We start from the raw sequence: 17,631 nt of genomic DNA on the forward strand, positions 1-17,631 counted from the left end.
TTTCATCCTTAAAATATAGTTTATCAGTGTTAAATATAACTGTTTAAAACATGGCTTAATATAATCGCTAATAAGAATCGATAGCAGTATTTTTTAACTTTACAATGCTATTTATTAAATTAGTTGTGCTGTCTTGATTGGCTAAATGAATTAACTCGGTTTTTGAGCGTTTAGAGTAGCTCAAACCTTTTCCTTCAAAACGTTGTTGCCAAATAGACTTTTTGCTTTGTGTATCTATTTGAAGTTTTAACTGTGTAATTACAAGTTTACTTTGTGCTTTTATTATCGAGTTTTTAACTAAATAGGTCACTTCGCAAGCCGAGTTTGTTAATTTATATCCATGCTGTAAAAGTTGCTCAGTGAGTAACTCTGTAAGTTGAGAGCTATTTTCGCCCGTTACTTTTAAGCAACTATTTTTTGCGCCTAGCATTGCTTGTTGTTGTTTTATTTTTTCTTGTTGGCCTTCTTCAAGATCGGCTTTACTAATTGAAATAGCTGCATATACAGTACAGTTAATAGGGTCTACATAACGATCATATACTTTTGCGCTTTTTAATAGCTGATTGGTTTGAGACTCAATCACCGATTTGTAATCAGAATGGCTTACTGTGCTTGATGAGGTGTTTTTAATTATTTCTTTCACTGAAATATCAGTACTTAGTAATTTTGCGAGCTCTTCACGCGCATTTTTAGCTGACCGACGTTCATCAATTGTTTTTAAACCAGAGCATTGTGAAGAGCCTGAGCTAGCTAATTTTTCATCATCAACAATATCTATTCCTACCCACTTAGGCTGGGCATTCTTTGCATAGTATGAGCTGCAACTACAATGTGATGCTGCATTAGTAAGGAAAGGACTTAGCGCTATTGCCGCTAATAGTAGTGAGGATGTTCTAGTAGTCATAGTTTTACCAACAGCAATAAGGCCTAACACAAAATTGGTAGGCCTTAACTTAAATTACAAACGGTTTGAAGTTGTTGCTAGAGTTAGCTTTGCGTTATCCGATTCACGCTCGACAAGCCGTGTTTGGCCTTCAATAACAAACTTAAGTTCGTCAACGTCTAATGTTAAGTTGCTCGCTTTTTCATAATATGCTTTTGCTAATTCTAAATCATTCGCTCTTTCTGCGCACACACCATTGTTGTAGTTTATAGCCAGTGATTCTGAATACTGGCTTTGAGCTTTTGCAAAGGTTTTGCAGGCGTGGTCAGGCATGTCTTTTTCTGCAAATTCAACAGCGAGGTCTAATAACTCTTCTGCTTTATCAGTTAAATCTGAATCATCAGATTCCATCAACTTTACATTTTTAGTCACTTGGTGTGGTGCAACATCTTGTTTTAATTCTTCTATTACAGCGGCAAGTGCTCTGCCTCGTAATACAGAGTCAGATGGATGAGGGTCGTCACCTTTACATACTTTACTACTTGATAGGCGTGAATATTGTTTAGTAAAAACAATTTGCCCTGTTTCTACAGATACAGCCTTAGGTTTAAAATTTACTTTCGCAATTTTTTCTGAACACTTAATGGTTATTTCTCTAGACTTCTCACACTTGTACCATTTATCACCTTTTTGTATACATTCACTGTCTTTTTCGTAGTAAGTAGAGGTATCTACATCAGCAGTGTAGTCAGCAGTGATAAGTGTATCTGCGCCTGTAAGTTTACCTAGGCGGGTTCTGTTTTTTGAGTTACTGATATCACTTTCATTAAACCGTTGTTGTTCTATAATTTTACTAAGAGAAGCTTTATCAACAAAGGTAAAGTAAGGTTGGCCATTCACACGAATATTTGCAAGGTTTGTTTCAATTATACCTGTAGCTGCGTTTCTGTTATTTGAAATAACTGCAAGACGCTTCATTTTCTCAGTGCCACTTTCTTTAGCCGCTTTTGTGTATGTAATAGGTAATTCAGCAGTTGTGAAAGAGTTATTTAAACTAGCAATACCTCCATTAATAGTTTCAGTAACTACACAGCCAGAGAGCATTACACTTGATACTAAAGCGATTTTTATTCCCTTTATCATACAATTATTCCTTTATTAAGTTAGTGTTCATTTTTACTTTTTAACACTTGCAACTAGATGGGTCAACCTTATAGCTGAAAACTCTCATTAAAACGGTTCTTTTTTCTTATTTTAAAAAAGGTACAAGGGGGGAATACCTTTACAATTTAAAAAGATGCATGAATTTTATAACTATAATCGAATCCATCTTTACCTAATTTCATGTAAGAAAAACGACTAAAGTGGCTGTTATCATTCTTTAACTTATTGGATAAATTTTTAAGTGGGGTGTACTTTATTTAATAGCATTTTCTACTGGGCAACCACGCTTTCTACATACACCTTCGTTACATAGTTTGCATATTTTACGGGCTTCTATCTGCTCGCTTGTTAGGCTGCTAAGCGCTAGTTCTATCAAACTTAAAAAGCTTTGTTTTTGTTCATCATTAAAGCTATTTAGTATTTTAGAGGTGGCTGTTTCTCGGCTGTTTAGTACTCTTTTAACCCTTTGACTTCCTTTATCAGTTACGTATAAAACAACAGAGCGAGCATCCTTTACCGATTTACGCCTCTCTACAAGCTCTTCTTTTTCAAGCGTATTTATTAATCTAACCGCACCAGAGTGCGTTAAGCCTAAAACCTGAGCACAGTACATCTATGGTTTCATTTGGGTGGTTGTAAATAGTGACGAGTGCCGATTCGTGGCTTAAGCTTCGCCCGCCTAATTCGGCAATCTGCTTTTTCAATGTCATTAGAAACAAAGGTGGCAAACGTGCCGATTAAATTTGATATGTATTTTTCATTTTTCATTAATTCAATTGTATGTGATTCGATCACATAAATATAGTGACAAGTTAAGTACGCTCGTTTATTGTGTGATTCAGTCATGTATATCAATTAAATAAAAAATGATTCAGAAACATTACGTTATACAAAAAAGTTTAAAACTATATTAGATAAAAAAATGGCCTAAATAGATGAAGGCGAAGGCGATCCTATTGTGTTTTTACATGGTAATCCTACATCTAGCTACCTTTGGCGAAATGTTATGCCATATTTACAAGGAAAAGGGCGTTTAATTGCTATCGATATGATTGGATTAGGAGATTCGAAAAAGTTAGATAACACCCATGAAAGCAGCAAATACACATTTGCACTTTTAGAAGCGTTGGGCGTGAACAGTAATGTTACTTTAGTACTGCACGATTGGGGCTCTGGTGTTGGTTTTAACTGGGCTAATACACATCGTGATGCAGTAAAAGCGATTGCCTTAATGGAAGCAATTGTTACCGATTTTCCAACATGGGATGACTTTCTTAAGGACTTACATGGCCCAATTAGCACCTTGCGCTCTGCTGAGGGTGAAAAAATGGTGCTTGATGATAACTTTTTTATTGAAACAATATTACCAGCGACTATTTCGCGTCAATTAACGCAAAAAGAACACGACGAATATCGTAGACCCTTTATAAATCTAGGGGAGGATCGCCGTGCAATTTTAGCAGGGCCTCGCCAACTTCCCATTGCCGGAGAGGCTGCCGATACTGTCGCTTTAGTAAAAAGCTATGCGAGTTATTTAGCCAACTCTCATGATATTCCAAAGCTATTTATTAATGCATAACCAGATGCTTTTTTAGTTGGTTACGCAAGAGACTTTGTGCGCACATGGCCAAACCTAGCTGAGGTAACCGTGAGCGGTATCCACTATCTTCAAGAAGATTCGCCGAATGAAATAGGCGAGGCTATTTCTAATTGGTTATCAAAATAAAAACGGCGTGTATAAATTAATCTGAATTGCAGATATTGAATTCATCCCAAGAAGTTATTTTAAGCGTTAACTACTCTATAGGTAACGCTTTTATAAAATTAAAAGCGTTATTCTTTAACTATTTCAGTAAAAATGGTGCTGTTTTACTCGCTTTTACATTTGCCACTTTTTCAGGTTTACCTTGTGCAACTATATACCCGCCTTCGTCGCCGGCTCCTGGGCCAATATCAATAACCCAATCGCTGTTACTGGCTACTTGCATATCGTGCTCAACCATAATAACGGTGTTGCCGGCATCAACTAAGCCATTTAACTGCGCCATCAACATGGCTACATCTTTTGGGTGTAGGCCGGTGGTTGGTTCATCTAAAATATACAGCGTATCGCCGCGCTGCGCACGTTGCAGCTCTGTGGCAAGCTTTATGCGCTGGGCCTCTCCGCCCGAAAGCTCAGTAGCAGGTTGGCCTAAACGTAAATAGCCAAGGCCTACTTGTAAGAGCGCATTTAGCGCACGTAAAATAGCGGGTTCGTCGGAAAAAAATGTATGCGCTGATTCAACGTTTAAATTAAGCACATCGGCAATAGTTTTATCTTTATAGGTAATGTCGAGTGTTTTTTGGTTGTAACGCTTGGCGTTACATACAGGACAAGGCGAATACACGCTAGGCAAAAATAACAGCTCCACGCTTACAAAGCCTACGCCTTCGCAATTTTCGCATCGACCCTTTTTAACCTAAAGTATCCCCAAAATTAGCCTTTATATATCAATGAACTAATAGTGTTAAAAAATATGGGTAGTGAGGGAACATTCATGGTGTTTTGTGATCTTATGAATCGCTTAAAAACAACAGAACTAAACACCATGAATGCGTCTACTATTTTGCACAATATGCTCCGCGCTGTCACCCCTAACTCTATTCATAAAGCCAGATTTAATACTCTAGTCGCTGCCGTTAAATCTCTTTTGCACTGTCAGCAATGCACCTTGACATCTATTGGTCGCAATTTGGATTCAAAAACAACTGAAAAACATGATATTAAGCGTATTGATCGACTACTCAATAACCACGAGCTTTTGCGTGAATCGACATCGGTTTATGTTCGCTTAAGCCGTTTTGTGGTCACTGAAAAGCATCCCGTCATATTGGTTGATTGGAGTCATGCAGATACACAAACCAAATACTGTATTCTGCGTGCTAGCATTGTCAGTGAAGGTCGCTCTTTGACCTTATACCAGGAAAGTGCATTCAGCTTTCAATATCATTGCCCAAAAGTACAAAAACGGTTCTTAAAGATGCTCAAACTGATCTTGCCGAGTGATTGCCGCCCCGTCATTGTGACGGATGCGGGCTTTAAAGTTCCCTGGCTCAAAGCCGTGCGGAACAATAGCTGGCATTATATCAGCCGGGTTCGAGGTACGGCACACTTGAAAACGCAGGACAGCGATGAGTTTATTCCATGCCAGTCACTATTCAAGAACAATCAACGTAAGAGCCGGTATCTTGGCGCGACCGAGCTGACCAAAAGTGCAAAATATCAAACGCATGCAGTGTTGGTTGGCAAGGGACATAAGTTATTAAAAAGAGATAAAGAACGCGGTTATAAAGAGCCTTGGCTACTCGTTTCTTCACTTCCAAAAAGGCACCATTTTCTCGAAAAAGTGCTCAAGCTATATGGTATGAGAATGCAGATAGAGGCAGGGTTTCGAGATCAAAAAAGTGTTAGATTCGGCTTAGGCTCAGATCTGCACAGAACGAACAAACTCAATCGATTAGACATACTTTTACTGCTCGCAACTCTGGTTCATTGGTTCTCAATGATGCTGGGGGCAGTGATAGACAAAGCAGGAAAGACAGGCGCTTTTCAAGCTAATTCAACCAAAGAAAGACGAGTAGTGTCATGGGCATTTGTTGGGCTGCGATACTTCAAAAAACAGTCCATTAAACTGCGACGGCGAGATTATTTGGCAGGACTAGCCTATTTCGTACAGGTGGTAGTGCAACTCGATTGGAAAAATATGGATGTGAGTGATGTAATTGAAATTTAATAATTATTTTTGGGGATCCCTTAGCTATTTCGTGCAAGTGGTAGTGAAACTCGATTGGAAAAATATGGATGTGAGTGATGCGATTGAAAATTAAAGATTATTTTTGGGGATCTCTTAGGTCTATAGTGAAAACAACGAAGGCAAGTTTGATTTTGCATCACGCTTGTTAATTGAAGGTGGTGAAGGCGCCGCAGAGATCACGGCTTATGATGCACAAACAAAACGTTTATTCGTAGTAAATAACGGCAGCTTGCTTAACGCTCCTCGTATTGAAGTGATTGATTTTGCTAACCCAAATAACATTGCAACACTTGGCGCAATTGATATTAGCTATTACGGTGCAGGTGTTAATTCTGTCGCAGTATCAAACGGAAAACTTGCCGCTGCGATCGAGTCAGGCGTGAAAACTGATACTGGCGTTGTTGCTATGTTTAACACGAGTAGTTATGAGCTTGAAATGATATCTGCGGTCGGAGCACTGCCAGATATGGTAACTTTCAGTCCCGATGGTAAATTAATCATCACCGCTGACGAAGGCGAACCGAGTGAAGACTATAACGTAGATCCGCTAGGCTCTGTATCAATTATTACCGTGCCAACAATACAGTAGCTAATTCAGATTTATTTAAACTTCATCTATAACAAAGGTCTCTATTGAGGCCTTTTTTATTAATATGTTTAAACGATAAAAGCCCGACATTTTTATAATGCCGAGCTTTGGACTTTATTAAGGTTTCCATGAAACGTTATATGTAAAGTGACAACTCTTTACTTTTCGGTTGTCTTTGTTTTCTCTTTACGTATTTTTCGCTTTTCTTTTAACGTCATTTTTGCTGGTTTTTTAGCTTTTTCTTTACTCATTATAAATAACTCCAATTAAATATATAAAAATTAATAAATAAAAATTGAAATGATTTACTCTATATAATTCTCCTTACTATTAATTGCTAATATTTGCCAAGAGTGAAAACATCCATATTCTTTACACTCAAAAATGTGACCTATTTTATGTCCTAAAAGATCAGTACCTATAGAAGAGTGTAATGACACAACATTATTACATAGCCCCTTTTCTGTAGCTGGAACTAATCTTATACGGCGTTTATAACCCGTATCAGTATGCTGGATGACTACGGTACAGCCAATTTGTACATGTGGGCTAAACTTTGACCAAGGTCGTTGTGAATACTCTATTTTTTGCAACACATGCGCGAGTTTCAGCGGATGTAAAAATGCTGAACTTTGGCTTAAATAGTTTTTATACTTATAAAAAGCAGGGGTTTTGTACCCGAACAGAAAAGCAAACACGGACTAAATCTCCACGAAAACTGAACCGAACTTAAATTTAAAATAATACAGTGAGACTGCCGAGTGTAAGAGTTACACTCGGCTTAAATGTCGAAGGTGAGATTTGTTTTTTGTGTATGAGATATTAATATAAACATGATGTTCCTCTTATTTAAAGTAATCATACCTAATAAAAATATTATATCAATGGTGTTTTATAATTTAAAAATAAAGATATTAATTTAAATTTACTAGTGTGCGTTAATTCAAGGGCAAGATCATGAACTTTACCTTGACATAAATTTATGATCTTATACTACTTTTCAGATTAAGCAGCCCAATTATGTCAGCCAATACATTATTCGAACATTTTTCTCTAAAGTATCCCCAAAATTAGCCTTTATATATCAATGAACTAATAGTGTTAAAAAATATGGGTAGTGAGGGAACATTCATGGTGTTTTGTGATCTTATGAATCGCTTAAAAACAACAGAACTAAACACCATGAATGCGTCTACTATTTTGCACAATATGCTCCGCCTAAAGTATCCCCAAAATTAGCCTTTATATATCAATGAACTAATAGTGTTAAAAAATATGGGTAGTGAGGGAACATTCATGGTGTTTTGTGATCTTATGAATCGCTTAAAAACAACAGAACTAAACACCATGAATGCGTCTACTATTTTGCACAATATGCTCCGCGCTGTCACCCTAAAGTATCCCCAAAATTAGCCTTTATATATCAATGAACTAATAGTGTTAAAAAATATGGGTAGTGAGGGAACATTCATGGTGTTTTGTGATCTTATGAATCGCTTAAAAACAACAGAACTAAACACCATGAATGCGTCTACTATTTTGCACAATATGCTCCGCGCTGTCACCCCTAACTCTATTCATAAAGCCAGATTTAATACTCTAGTCGCTGCCGTTAAATCTCTTTTGCACTGTCAGCAATGCACCTTGACATCTATTGGTCGCAATTTGGATTCAAAAACAACTGAAAAACATGATATTAAACGTATTGATCGACTACTCAATAACCACGAGCTTTTGCGTGAGTCGACATCGGTTTATGTTCGCTTAAGCCGTTTTGTGGTCACTGAAAAGCATCCCGTCATTTTGGTTGATTGGAGTCATGCAGATACACAAACCAAATACTGTATTCTGCGTGCCAGCATTGCCAGTGAAGGTCGTTCTTTGACCCTGTATCAGGAAAGTGCATTCAGTTTTCAGTATCATTGCCCAAAAGTTCAAAAACGGTTCTTAAAGATGCTCAAACTGATTTTGCCGGGTGACTGCCGGCCCGTAATTGTGACGGATGCGGGCTTTAAAGTTCCTTGGCTCAAAGCCGTGCGAAACAATGGCTGGCATTATATTAGCCGTGTTCGAGGTACGGCACATTTGAAAACGCAGGGCAGCGATGAGTTTGTTCCATGCCAGTCACTATTCAAGAGCAATCAACGTAAGAGCCAGTATCTTGGCGCGACCGAGTTGACCAAAAGTGCAAAATATCAAACTCATGCAGTGCTGGTTGGCAAGGGACATAAGTTATTAAAAAGAGATAAAAAACGTGGTTATAAGGAGCCTTGGCTACTCGTTTCTTCTCTTCCAAAGAGGCACCACTTTCTCGAAAAAGTACTCAAATTATATGGTATGAGAATGCAGATAGAAGCAGGATTTCGAGATCAAAAAAGTGTTAGGTTCGGCTTAGGCTCAGATCTGCACAGGACAAACAAACTCTATCGATTAGACATACTGTTGCTGCTTGCCACACTGGCTCATTGGTTCTCAATGATGCTGGGTGCAGTGATAGACAAAGCAGGAAAGACAGGCGCTTTTCAAGCTAATTCAACCAAAAAAAGACGAGTAGTGTCATGGGCATTTGTTGGGCTGCGATACTTCAAAAAACAGTCCATTAAACTGCGACGGCGAGATTATTTGGCAGGACTAGCCTATTTCGTACAGGTGGTAGTGCAACTCGATTGGAAAAATATGGATGTGAGTGATGTAATTGAAACTTAATGATTATTTCTGGGGATCCCTTAGCCTGTATGCATTAAAAGGACTGATCGGTAAATACCCTAGTAACTTTAGCCTGATGCCGTACTATCGCAAGGTGCGTGAATACAGTGATATTGAATCACGAGATATTTGGGAATACCCGCTGAGTTTTTCTGAATCTGAGGTTGAACGTATTTTATGGCATTTATGGGAAATGCAGTCGGCAACGTTTGATTATTATTTTGCCGATGAAAATTGCTCTTATCAGTTGCTGGCGTTATTACAATTGGCTCGCGATGATCTGGATTTAACCAGCTCATTTAACTTTCACGCGATCCCTTCAGATACGGTGGCGGTACTAAATGAACAAGGTTTGCTCCAAGCACCAGATTATCGCCCTGCATTTGGTACTAAACTGCATCATTACGCAAAACAGCTTACTCCACAAGAGCTGGCGGCAGCAAAGCAGTTAATGGCAGGTGCAGAGTTTGATAACAGCCAGTTTACTGCCCAGCGTAGCGTCGCAATTTATGAAGTAGCTTATGAGTGGCTTAATTTTAATTTTTATGATCAAGGTTTAAACCGAGATGATATTGCGCCGCGCTTAACTAAACTGCTAAGAAAACGCAGTCAGTATAAAATTGCCTCGCCGCTAACCAAACCACCAAAGCCTACAGTATCACCAGAGCAAGGCCATGGCTCTGCTCGTGTTGCTTTGGCAAGATCTGACTCTAAAAACTATGGGCAAACTACAGAGCTGGCTTATCGATTAGCCTACCATGACTTGCTCGACAGCTCTGCTGGGTTTATACCCGGCGCACAAATTAGTTTTTTAGATATCAACGCCAGTTATACAGATGAGCATTTACAGCTTGAGCACCTTTACTTAATTGATGCAATGTCACTTGCACCAGATAACCAAGTGTTTAACACTTGGTCATGGAACATTCGGCTAGGTTTTGACCGTACAGCTGGTAATACTAAGCAAGTAGGGCGCAGCTTTGTTGAAGGTGGATATGGGAAGTCAATTGGCGATCCCAACTCGTTGCATGCTTATCTACTGGGCACAATTGGTTTAAATGGCGGTGATTTTAGTACTGGAATTTCCCCCGCCGCAGGGGTTGAAGGAGGGGTTATTTGGCAATTGAATCCAGCCCATAAATTTGCTGCCAGTGGCCAATATCAGTGGCTGGCGAATAATCAACAAGCCCAGCGAAGTCAAGCAAAGCTGAGCTGGCATTGGTCCTTAGAAAAAGATTTAGCACTGCGTACTGAGTTTAATTATAGCCGTTGGCAGCAAGCTGATCATGGTGCTAAATTAGCGCTTTATTATTATTTTTAACTGTTTTTGGTCGTGATAAAGCCGCAAAATTTTCTTTGAGTAAGGAAATTGCGGCTTTTGTTTTCGCAGCTAAAATATCCCGCGCAGGTGTAACTGCAAATACGCTGTAATGTGGTAACTGCCAATCAGTGCACAACAGTTTTAACTCACCTGAATGTAATAAACCGCGCACTTCAGGCTCGGGTAAAATAGCATAACCAACACCATCACATACCAGCTGAATGATGCTTTGCATATTGTTAACAGTGATCCGTGGCTCAGGTAATTTTACGCTTTGTTTAGTTGTTGTATGTGTTAGCGCATATTCAGCGCTGATGTGGGCAATGCGTGGCATTTTCGTTAATTGCTCAATATCGTTACTGATCTCATTGGCTAACAGGTGGCTGTGGTGTACACATAACACTAAAGGCCAGTCAACTAAGTGCCTTGCTATTAAGTTTGAGTCTTGCAAAGGGCCAATGGCAAGTGCTAAATCAGCTCCTGCTTTTATCATATCAACCGGCTCGTCAGATAAGGTGAGCTGAATATCAATATCTGCGTACTGGTTGATCAATTGTTGTAATGGGGCACTCAAAAGCCCACCACCAAAGCCTACCGGTGCAACTAATTTTAATTGTCCACTTGGGTTGTTTTGTAACTGCTGCATTTGTTCAGAAGTTGCAGCGCTTAAGGCCAACATCTGAATACAACTTTGATAATACAGCTGACCTGCTTCCGTTAAGGTTAAAACGCGCGGGCTGCGATTAAATAAACTCAAGCCAAGTTCATGCTCAAGTTGTTTGATCTGTTGACTGACAGCTGATGTCGTCATGAGTAACTCTTGTGCAGCATGGCTCATGTTGCCGGTTTCGACTGTACGAGCAAATACATTGAGTGCCTTGAGCAACTTTCCATTCATAGCTTTAAGTCCTGCTTAAGATAGCTTTAAGAATTCACACATTGTGAATGTGGGAGCTTCTAATTAATATCGCAAACGCTAATTATTATCATTTATAAAATAAAAGTCACGGAGAATCATCATGAATACGGTAAGCCGTAAATTAATACCGTTAACAGCAGCAATTTTAAGCGCTTTAAGTGTGTCAGCCCATGCGGATGATGCCAAGCAAGATATGGAAGTGATAGTAGTATCTGCATCCGGCAGTGAACAAATGCTGAAAGAGGCACCAGCCAGTATTAGTGTAATAGACAGAGCCCAGCTCGAAAAACGTTTCTATCGTGATTTAACGGATGCATTAACCGATGTACCCGGTGTTGTTGTCACAGGCGGTGGTGATAGAAAAGATATAAGTCTGCGTGGTATGGCGAGCCAATATACCTTGATATTAATAGATGGACAGCGACAAACATCACGTGAAACACGCCCTAACAGTGATGGCCCAGGCGTTGAAGGTGCTTGGACGCCACCTATATCAGCTATTGAACGCATTGAGGTTATTCGCGGCCCGATGTCATCGCTTTATGGCTCAGACGCCATTGGTGGTGTGATCAACATTATTACCCGTAAAACGCCAGAGCAATGGTATGGTGAAGTACGCCTTGATAGCACAATTCAACAGCGTAGTGAGTCGGGTAATATTAATCAAGGCAGCTTTTTACCGCTGGTGGACTCATTCCTGAGCTGCTAGGCGTGCAGCTATCTGGCCAGTTTTCAAAACGAGATGAAGATGATTTCACAGCAGGGTTTCGTGGCAAAGAGCAAAGTAACATTAAAGCGAAGTTTATTTTAACTCCCACCGCTAACCACGAAATTATGTTTGAAGCAGGCACAGGCCAGCAGACTTTGGATGCTACACTTGGTAAAACTGTTGCTGCACTTGCCCCAGGAGAAAGCTGCGGGCGTCGTGGTTGCCCGGAATCATCAACCACAGAATATGAGCAACAAACCTTTTCATTAAGTCATAACGGCTTTTATGACTTTGGTTCTTCTCGCAGCTACTTAAAGTACGATAAGTTCGACAACACCTCTCGTGAAATGTATGTTGAAAACACTGATGCACAAACTAGCTGGACCTTGCCAATTATTACCGATCATAATGCCACGGTAGGTGCTGCGTACTTAAAAGAAACACTGGACGATTATACCAGCAATAAAATTAGTGATTTAACACACGTAGAGAATGAGCAATGGTCTATCTTTGCAGAAGACGAATGGAGCGCGACTAAGGCATTTAAGTTAACTACTGGACTTAGATACGATCATGATGGTAATTTCGCCGGTCATTGGAGTCCTCGTTTATACGTTGTGTATAGCGCGAGCCATGATCTCACTATTAAAGGCGGTATCTCAACAGGCTTTAGAGCGCCAAATATTCGCCAATCTACTCCTGATTGGGGGCAAGTAAGTCGCGGCGGAAATATTTATGGTAATGCAGATTTAAGTCCAGAAAAGTCCGTTAACTATGAAATGGGCATTTATTACGATGTGAGTCGTGATCTGAATGTGTCAAGTACCGTGTTTTATAATCAGTTTGATGACAAAATCACCCGTATTGCCTGCCCGCTAACTCAGTGTACAGATGGCCCTAACGACTTTGGTTCATTGCCCACTACGTATGTCAATGTGGATGAAGCAGTTACTCAAGGTTTTGAATTTACCCTGTCGTATGACATCACCAGCGATATCGACGTCAGGGCTAATTACACTTACACCGATTCCGAACAAAAATCGGGTGAGTACAAAGGCAGCCCATTAAACCAGTTACCAAAGCATATTTTACAAACATCTTTTAACTGGCAACCCAGTGATAAATTTGGCAGCTGGTTACGTGTTCATTACCGTGGTGAAGAAAGCCAGCCAACAACTGGACCTTCGCAAAGTAGCCTTATTGCGCCAGATTATACCTTGGCCGATATTGGTGGTAACTATAACTTAACCAACACAGTAAAACTTGGCTTTGGTGTGTATAACATGTTTGATAAAGACATCACTGAAGATGAGTATGGTTATGTTGAAGACGGCCGCCGTTATTGGGCGTCACTGAGCTGGGAGTTTTAATTTAACATAAACAAGGCCTCAATCGAGGCCTTGTCTGGTTTGAGAAAATACTGTGAATGCTTATTTACAGCGTAACTTTCGTTTTGATAGTAAATAATAAGCCACGGGTACAAAATAAAACGACAGTATAGTGGTCAGTACTGTGCCGCCCGCAATAGCTGACGAACTTCCTCCGCCAGACTACATTGCTGATTGTGTAACGCGATTTATTAAAATGTATCGTTGATCTCTTCTGTGCGCTTATTGCAGTATGAAATCATCGACTGGTTGCTTAGTTAGTTTACCAATTTGTTTAAAAGTGAAAATAATAGCACCAACGAGTAATACCATAGTAGGTGCTACAATCACTGGGTAACTTAGCCATGTCATACGTCCTAACTCTTCTGCGTAGGCGGTAGTACCAGGCATACTCACTACGATTGCTTTAGCTAAAAAGTAATTAAGAGTTGCCGATAAAAAGAACGCACTGGCAACAATAAAGCCAGCTAAACGCATTTTTGCGTCAAATACTGCTGTATTGTTTTGTTGCTCAAGTGACTGAGTTAGCTTTTCTATATCTAACAGTTCAGGGTTAATTAATAGCTTACGGATCAATGGGTAAGGCGTGTATTGGCTCACTAACACAATGATACCGATAATAGCGGGCACCATGGCTTCTTTAATGGCAATGTATTTAGGGTCGAGTTCAAATAAACTAATACCGCCAGTAAGCAGTACGCTGATGATGCCAAGTACTGAGAAAAAGTTTACTTTGCCTGATTGCTTAAGCTCCCACAACCCAAATAACAGTGGAAAGGCAAGTGCCACTACCACCGCCCACACTGGGCCTAAGGTATCTGGTGTACTGAAGCGGCTTAAAATCACCGCCGGTAAAATAATATTAAAAATAAGGTTACTGAAAAAATTACTTTTCTTTTTTGGTTTTGTCATTAGTTAGTCATTACAAGTACTCATGCTAGGAAGTATATACTCAAGTTACTTTAAGATATAGACGCATTTGCGGGCAATATTTTAAGTAATAAACGGATGATGAAAGGTTGAACTGTGGTTTTGCAACACAGCAGGGCGTTTTAGTCATGAGGCTATAAAATACAGCTTCAATTGAAGCCGTATTTTATAAGTGAATGTACTTAGAAGCGGTAGCTAATACCAACACCTAATGAGCTGGTGTATAATTCATCCATATCAATGTATTGCAACGCAACATTCATAGCCAATCCATTATTCCAATCATATTGCCAACCACTTTCTAAAAATAAACCAAAACCACTAATGTCGGCGGTTTTTCTACCTTTTTCGAACATTGAATAATTATAAGATTGGCCACCCACCTTGCCATAGAGCGAGTTATTCTCAGTGATCTTGAATTGCCCTTTTGCTGCAATAACGTAGTTAGAAAATCCCACTTTATCAATGTTTCTGTTAAAAAACATATCGTTACTTTGGCAATTATATTTAGTATCAATTCCTTTGCATGCTTCATCACCGCTTGACGCACCATTTAAACCAAATTCTAATGCCTATGTTTTGTCAAATTGGTAATTATAATAAAGGTATAGTTGCGCTATCTCATCGCCATTATTGCTTGAATTATAGTATGAAGCCGCGCCCGCAGAAAGTTGTGCTCCAATCCTATGGGTTTCATTCTGCTCGTCAGCTGTTGCTTGGAAGCTTGAAAGGCTGATTGTTGCTAAATGTATTAAAATTAATTTTTTCATTGTTTAAGTCCTGATGTAATCTGCAGGCACTTTAAGTAATTAATCTATAAAAATCTGTGGCAGCAATGTAATGGATTGTCTAGGAATGTAAGGAAGTGTTGTACCTTTAATGGTTAAGTGTTGGCGTTGGAAATTTACTTAAACCTTTTTACTTATGTGAGGCTGAAGCTAGGTAGTTTATTTATTCATTTTAAAAAAGTTGTAAGTTAAAACTGGCTATATACTAAAGCACAAATTTACTTTATTTATTAGTACTTTAATAGGCTTTTTGTTATGTCGTGGTTTCGGCATTAGTTAACGCGCGAGGAGTGGCAATTTGAATTTTCTCAGAAGCTTTCACAATATCGTATCTGATCAACAGCAAAGTTTTGATGAAAAAATAGATAATTTATTGAAGTTTGGACTCAATGTTTTTGATTTAGAGATTGCTATTATAAGTGAAGTAATCGGCAGCCAATATGTGGTACGCCATGTTATCACTGCTGATAATTCGTTAGCTGTAGGCACGGTATTTGATTTAGCGGGAACTTATTGTGTTCATACTTTAGCGGCAAGTAAAGCATTGGCTTTTCATCAAACTTCAACAAGTCGTATCGCACATCATCCTTGCTACGTAAATTTTCAATTAGAATCCTACATTGGTGCGCCTATTAAAGTTGGTAAAGATATCTATGGCACCGTAAATTTTTCATCCCCTAATTCCTCGACCCCTTTTTCAGAGCAAGCTCATGACTATGTTGAATTATTTGCTCAGTGGTTAGGTTCTGAGTTTGCACGAAAAAGCGCTAATCAACAACTTTTAAAGAACAACAATAGATTAGTAAAATTGGAAAGTATTGCCAACATTGGTTCGTGGGAAGTTGATTTGTTGACCAATAAAGTGACTTGGAGTGAGCAAACACGGCGCATTTACCAAGTTGATGATGCATTTATTCCTGATTTAGATTCCGCTATTGGCTTTTTTAAAGAAGGCGAAAGTCGCAACAGTATTACTCATGCGGTTGAAGTCGGTATGAAAACTGGCGGAAAATGGCATTTAGATTTAGAACTGATTACCGCTAAAAATAACAGCGTATGGGTCAGTGCATTTGGTGAGGCTGAGTTTGTCGATGGCACCTGTGTGCGCTTGTTTGGTACTTTACAAGATGTCACCGAATCAGTGTTACTACGAGAAGAATTAAAAAATAAAAAAGCCCAAGCTGAACGAATGTTAGAAGATAGGAGTATGTTGCTTGCAAAAATTAGTCATGAACTACGAACGCCATTAAATGGCATTACAGGCATGTTAACGACGCTGTTAGGTGAGCAAAGCGAAGAAAAAAGAGTCGAAAAGTTAAAAGTTGCATTACGTAGCGCAGATATTTTATTGAACATTATTAATGAAGTGCTTGATTTTTCAAAAATAAATCACGGTGAGTTAAAACTCGAACCTAATCATTTTTTATTAAAAACAATCTTTGTAGATTTAGCGTCTTTGTATATTCCGCTATTTAAGGCTAATAATATTGATTTTAAAACTCAGCTTGAGATAACCGATGATTGCTGGGCGTACTGTGATAATACGCGTCTGAGTCAAATAACTTCTAATTTATTAAGTAACGCTTTAAAGTTTACAGATGCAGGAGAGGTACATTTTAAGGTAAACGTTACCCAGGCTAATAACCAATTGAACTTGCGCCTTGAAGTTAGTGACACCGGCAGAGGAATGACAAAACACTTTCTTGCATCATTATTCTCTCCTTTTACTCAAGAGGTAGACGCCAAAAGCAATAAAGGTGGCACAGGTCTTGGTTTAGCGATTGTAAAAGAGTTAATCGAATACATGGGCGGAGTAATTAAGGTCAACAGTACTTTTCAACAAGGCACAACATTTGTCGTTGATATTCCACTGGCAATTGGCACAATGCAAGTTGAGATGAATCAATATGCAGGTACCACAATCGATACGAGTGGTTTATCGGTGTTGGTTGTCGATGATAATCAAATAAATAGGTTTGTGCTTGATGCGACGTTAGAAAAGCTCCAAATTAAGGCTGACTTTGCAGTAGACGGCGAAGACGCGATTTTAAAATGTAAGCAAATGAAATATGACCTTATTTTTATGGATTGTGTTATGCCGCAACTCGACGGACTAGAGGCGACTAAAATTCTCAGAGCTGAAAATATCTGTCGTCATTAGGACACCTTAATAGTGGCTTTAACCGCTAATACATCAGCCTCGGATAAAATAGCCTGTAAAGAAGCGGGTATGGATCTGTTTATATCAAAACCATTTAAATTACATTCGGTCGAAGAAGCTGTGGTCAATGCACTAACAAGGTTAGTTATTCATAGTAACTAACTTTAGCAATGTAGTGCGCTAGCTGTATGGTGTGGTTGTTTGTTGCAGTAAAAAATATGTTGGCCTACTATTTGTTTATTCAATAGAAAGCCATTATTGGTAATAAACATTGTGCTG

Annotated in this window: 13 protein-coding genes and 3 pseudogenes; 7 read left to right on the top strand and 9 right to left on the bottom strand. The window is 39.1% G+C overall.

What is annotated here, in order from left to right; translation table 11 throughout:
• Positions 1-67: 67 nt before the first annotated feature.
• From NDQ71_RS19050 to NDQ71_RS19060, 3 genes are all read right to left on the bottom strand, one after another.
• Positions 68-904, bottom strand: a complete 837-nt coding sequence (locus NDQ71_RS19050) for a TonB-dependent receptor (RefSeq protein WP_138765091.1) — start codon at positions 902-904, stop codon at positions 68-70.
• Between the two features lie 54 nt (positions 905-958).
• Entirely contained in the window at positions 959-2,026 is a 1,068-nt protein-coding gene (locus NDQ71_RS19055; protein WP_192540244.1) for a hypothetical protein, read from the bottom strand.
• A gap of 274 nt (positions 2,027-2,300) precedes the next feature.
• Positions 2,301-2,660: a MarR family transcriptional regulator gene (locus NDQ71_RS19060; RefSeq protein ID WP_225736432.1), complete on the bottom strand. Its 360-nt coding sequence runs from the start codon at positions 2,658-2,660 to the stop codon at positions 2,301-2,303.
• Positions 2,661-3,005: 345 nt separating this feature from the next.
• On the opposite strand from NDQ71_RS19060, the gene NDQ71_RS19065 reads away from it, so the two are divergent.
• The gene (locus NDQ71_RS19065; protein ID WP_301562937.1) at positions 3,006-3,626 is read left to right on the top strand and encodes a haloalkane dehalogenase; all 621 of its coding nucleotides are present in this window, start codon (positions 3,006-3,008) and stop codon (positions 3,624-3,626) included.
• A gap of 265 nt (positions 3,627-3,891) precedes the next feature.
• Here the strand turns inward: NDQ71_RS19065 and NDQ71_RS19070 are convergent.
• Positions 3,892-4,500, bottom strand: a pseudogene (locus NDQ71_RS19070) (excinuclease ABC subunit A); the annotation flags it as partial.
• Between the two features lie 102 nt (positions 4,501-4,602).
• On the opposite strand from NDQ71_RS19070, the gene NDQ71_RS19075 reads away from it, so the two are divergent.
• Both NDQ71_RS19075 and NDQ71_RS19080 read left to right on the top strand, forming a co-directional pair.
• The gene (locus NDQ71_RS19075; protein ID WP_301563113.1) at positions 4,603-5,820 is read left to right on the top strand and encodes an IS4 family transposase; all 1,218 of its coding nucleotides are present in this window, start codon (positions 4,603-4,605) and stop codon (positions 5,818-5,820) included.
• 163 nt (positions 5,821-5,983) lie between these two features.
• Positions 5,984-6,430, top strand: coding sequence for a hypothetical protein (locus NDQ71_RS19080; protein ID WP_283709071.1), 447 nt, complete (start codon positions 5,984-5,986; stop codon positions 6,428-6,430).
• A gap of 305 nt (positions 6,431-6,735) precedes the next feature.
• On the opposite strand, the gene NDQ71_RS24455 is transcribed toward NDQ71_RS19080, so the two are convergent.
• Positions 6,736-7,128, bottom strand: a complete 393-nt coding sequence (locus NDQ71_RS24455; RefSeq protein ID WP_283709072.1) for a GreA/GreB family elongation factor — start codon at positions 7,126-7,128, stop codon at positions 6,736-6,738.
• A 790-nt stretch (positions 7,129-7,918) separates the two neighbouring features.
• Here NDQ71_RS24455 and NDQ71_RS19085 point away from each other — a divergent pair.
• Both NDQ71_RS19085 and NDQ71_RS19090 read left to right on the top strand, forming a co-directional pair.
• On the top strand, positions 7,919-9,136 hold the full coding sequence (locus NDQ71_RS19085; protein WP_301562640.1) for an IS4 family transposase: 1,218 nt from the start codon (positions 7,919-7,921) through the stop codon (positions 9,134-9,136).
• The gene (locus NDQ71_RS19090) at positions 9,126-10,457 is read left to right on the top strand and encodes a DUF4105 domain-containing protein (protein WP_225736696.1); all 1,332 of its coding nucleotides are present in this window, start codon (positions 9,126-9,128) and stop codon (positions 10,455-10,457) included. Before NDQ71_RS19085 ends, NDQ71_RS19090 begins: the two co-directional genes overlap by 11 nt.
• Here the strand turns inward: NDQ71_RS19090 and NDQ71_RS19095 are convergent.
• Positions 10,429-11,355 carry a LysR family transcriptional regulator gene (locus NDQ71_RS19095; RefSeq protein ID WP_192542427.1) on the bottom strand — a complete coding sequence of 309 codons (927 nt, stop codon included), beginning with the start codon at positions 11,353-11,355 and terminating at the stop codon, positions 10,429-10,431. The genes NDQ71_RS19090 and NDQ71_RS19095 overlap by 29 nt on opposite strands.
• Positions 11,356-11,476: 121 nt before the next feature.
• Between NDQ71_RS19095 and NDQ71_RS19100 the strand changes: the two are divergent.
• A pseudogene (locus NDQ71_RS19100) lies at positions 11,477-13,455 on the top strand (ligand-gated channel protein).
• Positions 13,456-13,695: 240 nt separating this feature from the next.
• On the opposite strand, the gene NDQ71_RS19105 reads toward NDQ71_RS19100, so the two are convergent.
• From NDQ71_RS19105 to NDQ71_RS19115, 3 genes are all read right to left on the bottom strand, one after another.
• On the bottom strand, positions 13,696-14,385 hold the full coding sequence (locus NDQ71_RS19105; RefSeq protein ID WP_301562938.1) for a VC0807 family protein: 690 nt from the start codon (positions 14,383-14,385) through the stop codon (positions 13,696-13,698).
• 200 nt (positions 14,386-14,585) lie between these two features.
• A complete protein-coding gene (locus NDQ71_RS19110) occupies positions 14,586-14,888 on the bottom strand; it encodes an outer membrane beta-barrel protein (RefSeq protein ID WP_301562939.1) in 303 nt (100 codons plus the stop codon).
• Between the two features lie 87 nt (positions 14,889-14,975).
• Positions 14,976-15,173, bottom strand: coding sequence for a hypothetical protein (locus NDQ71_RS19115; protein ID WP_301562940.1), 198 nt, complete (start codon positions 15,171-15,173; stop codon positions 14,976-14,978).
• A 316-nt stretch (positions 15,174-15,489) separates the two neighbouring features.
• Between NDQ71_RS19115 and NDQ71_RS19120 the strand changes: the two are divergent.
• Positions 15,490-17,514: pseudogene (locus NDQ71_RS19120) on the top strand (ATP-binding protein).
• Positions 17,515-17,631 lie beyond the last annotated feature (117 nt).

The sequence above is a fragment of the Pseudoalteromonas sp. KG3 genome (genome assembly GCF_030436385.1).
In the GTDB taxonomy this organism is placed as follows: domain Bacteria; phylum Pseudomonadota; class Gammaproteobacteria; order Enterobacterales; family Alteromonadaceae; genus Pseudoalteromonas; species Pseudoalteromonas prydzensis.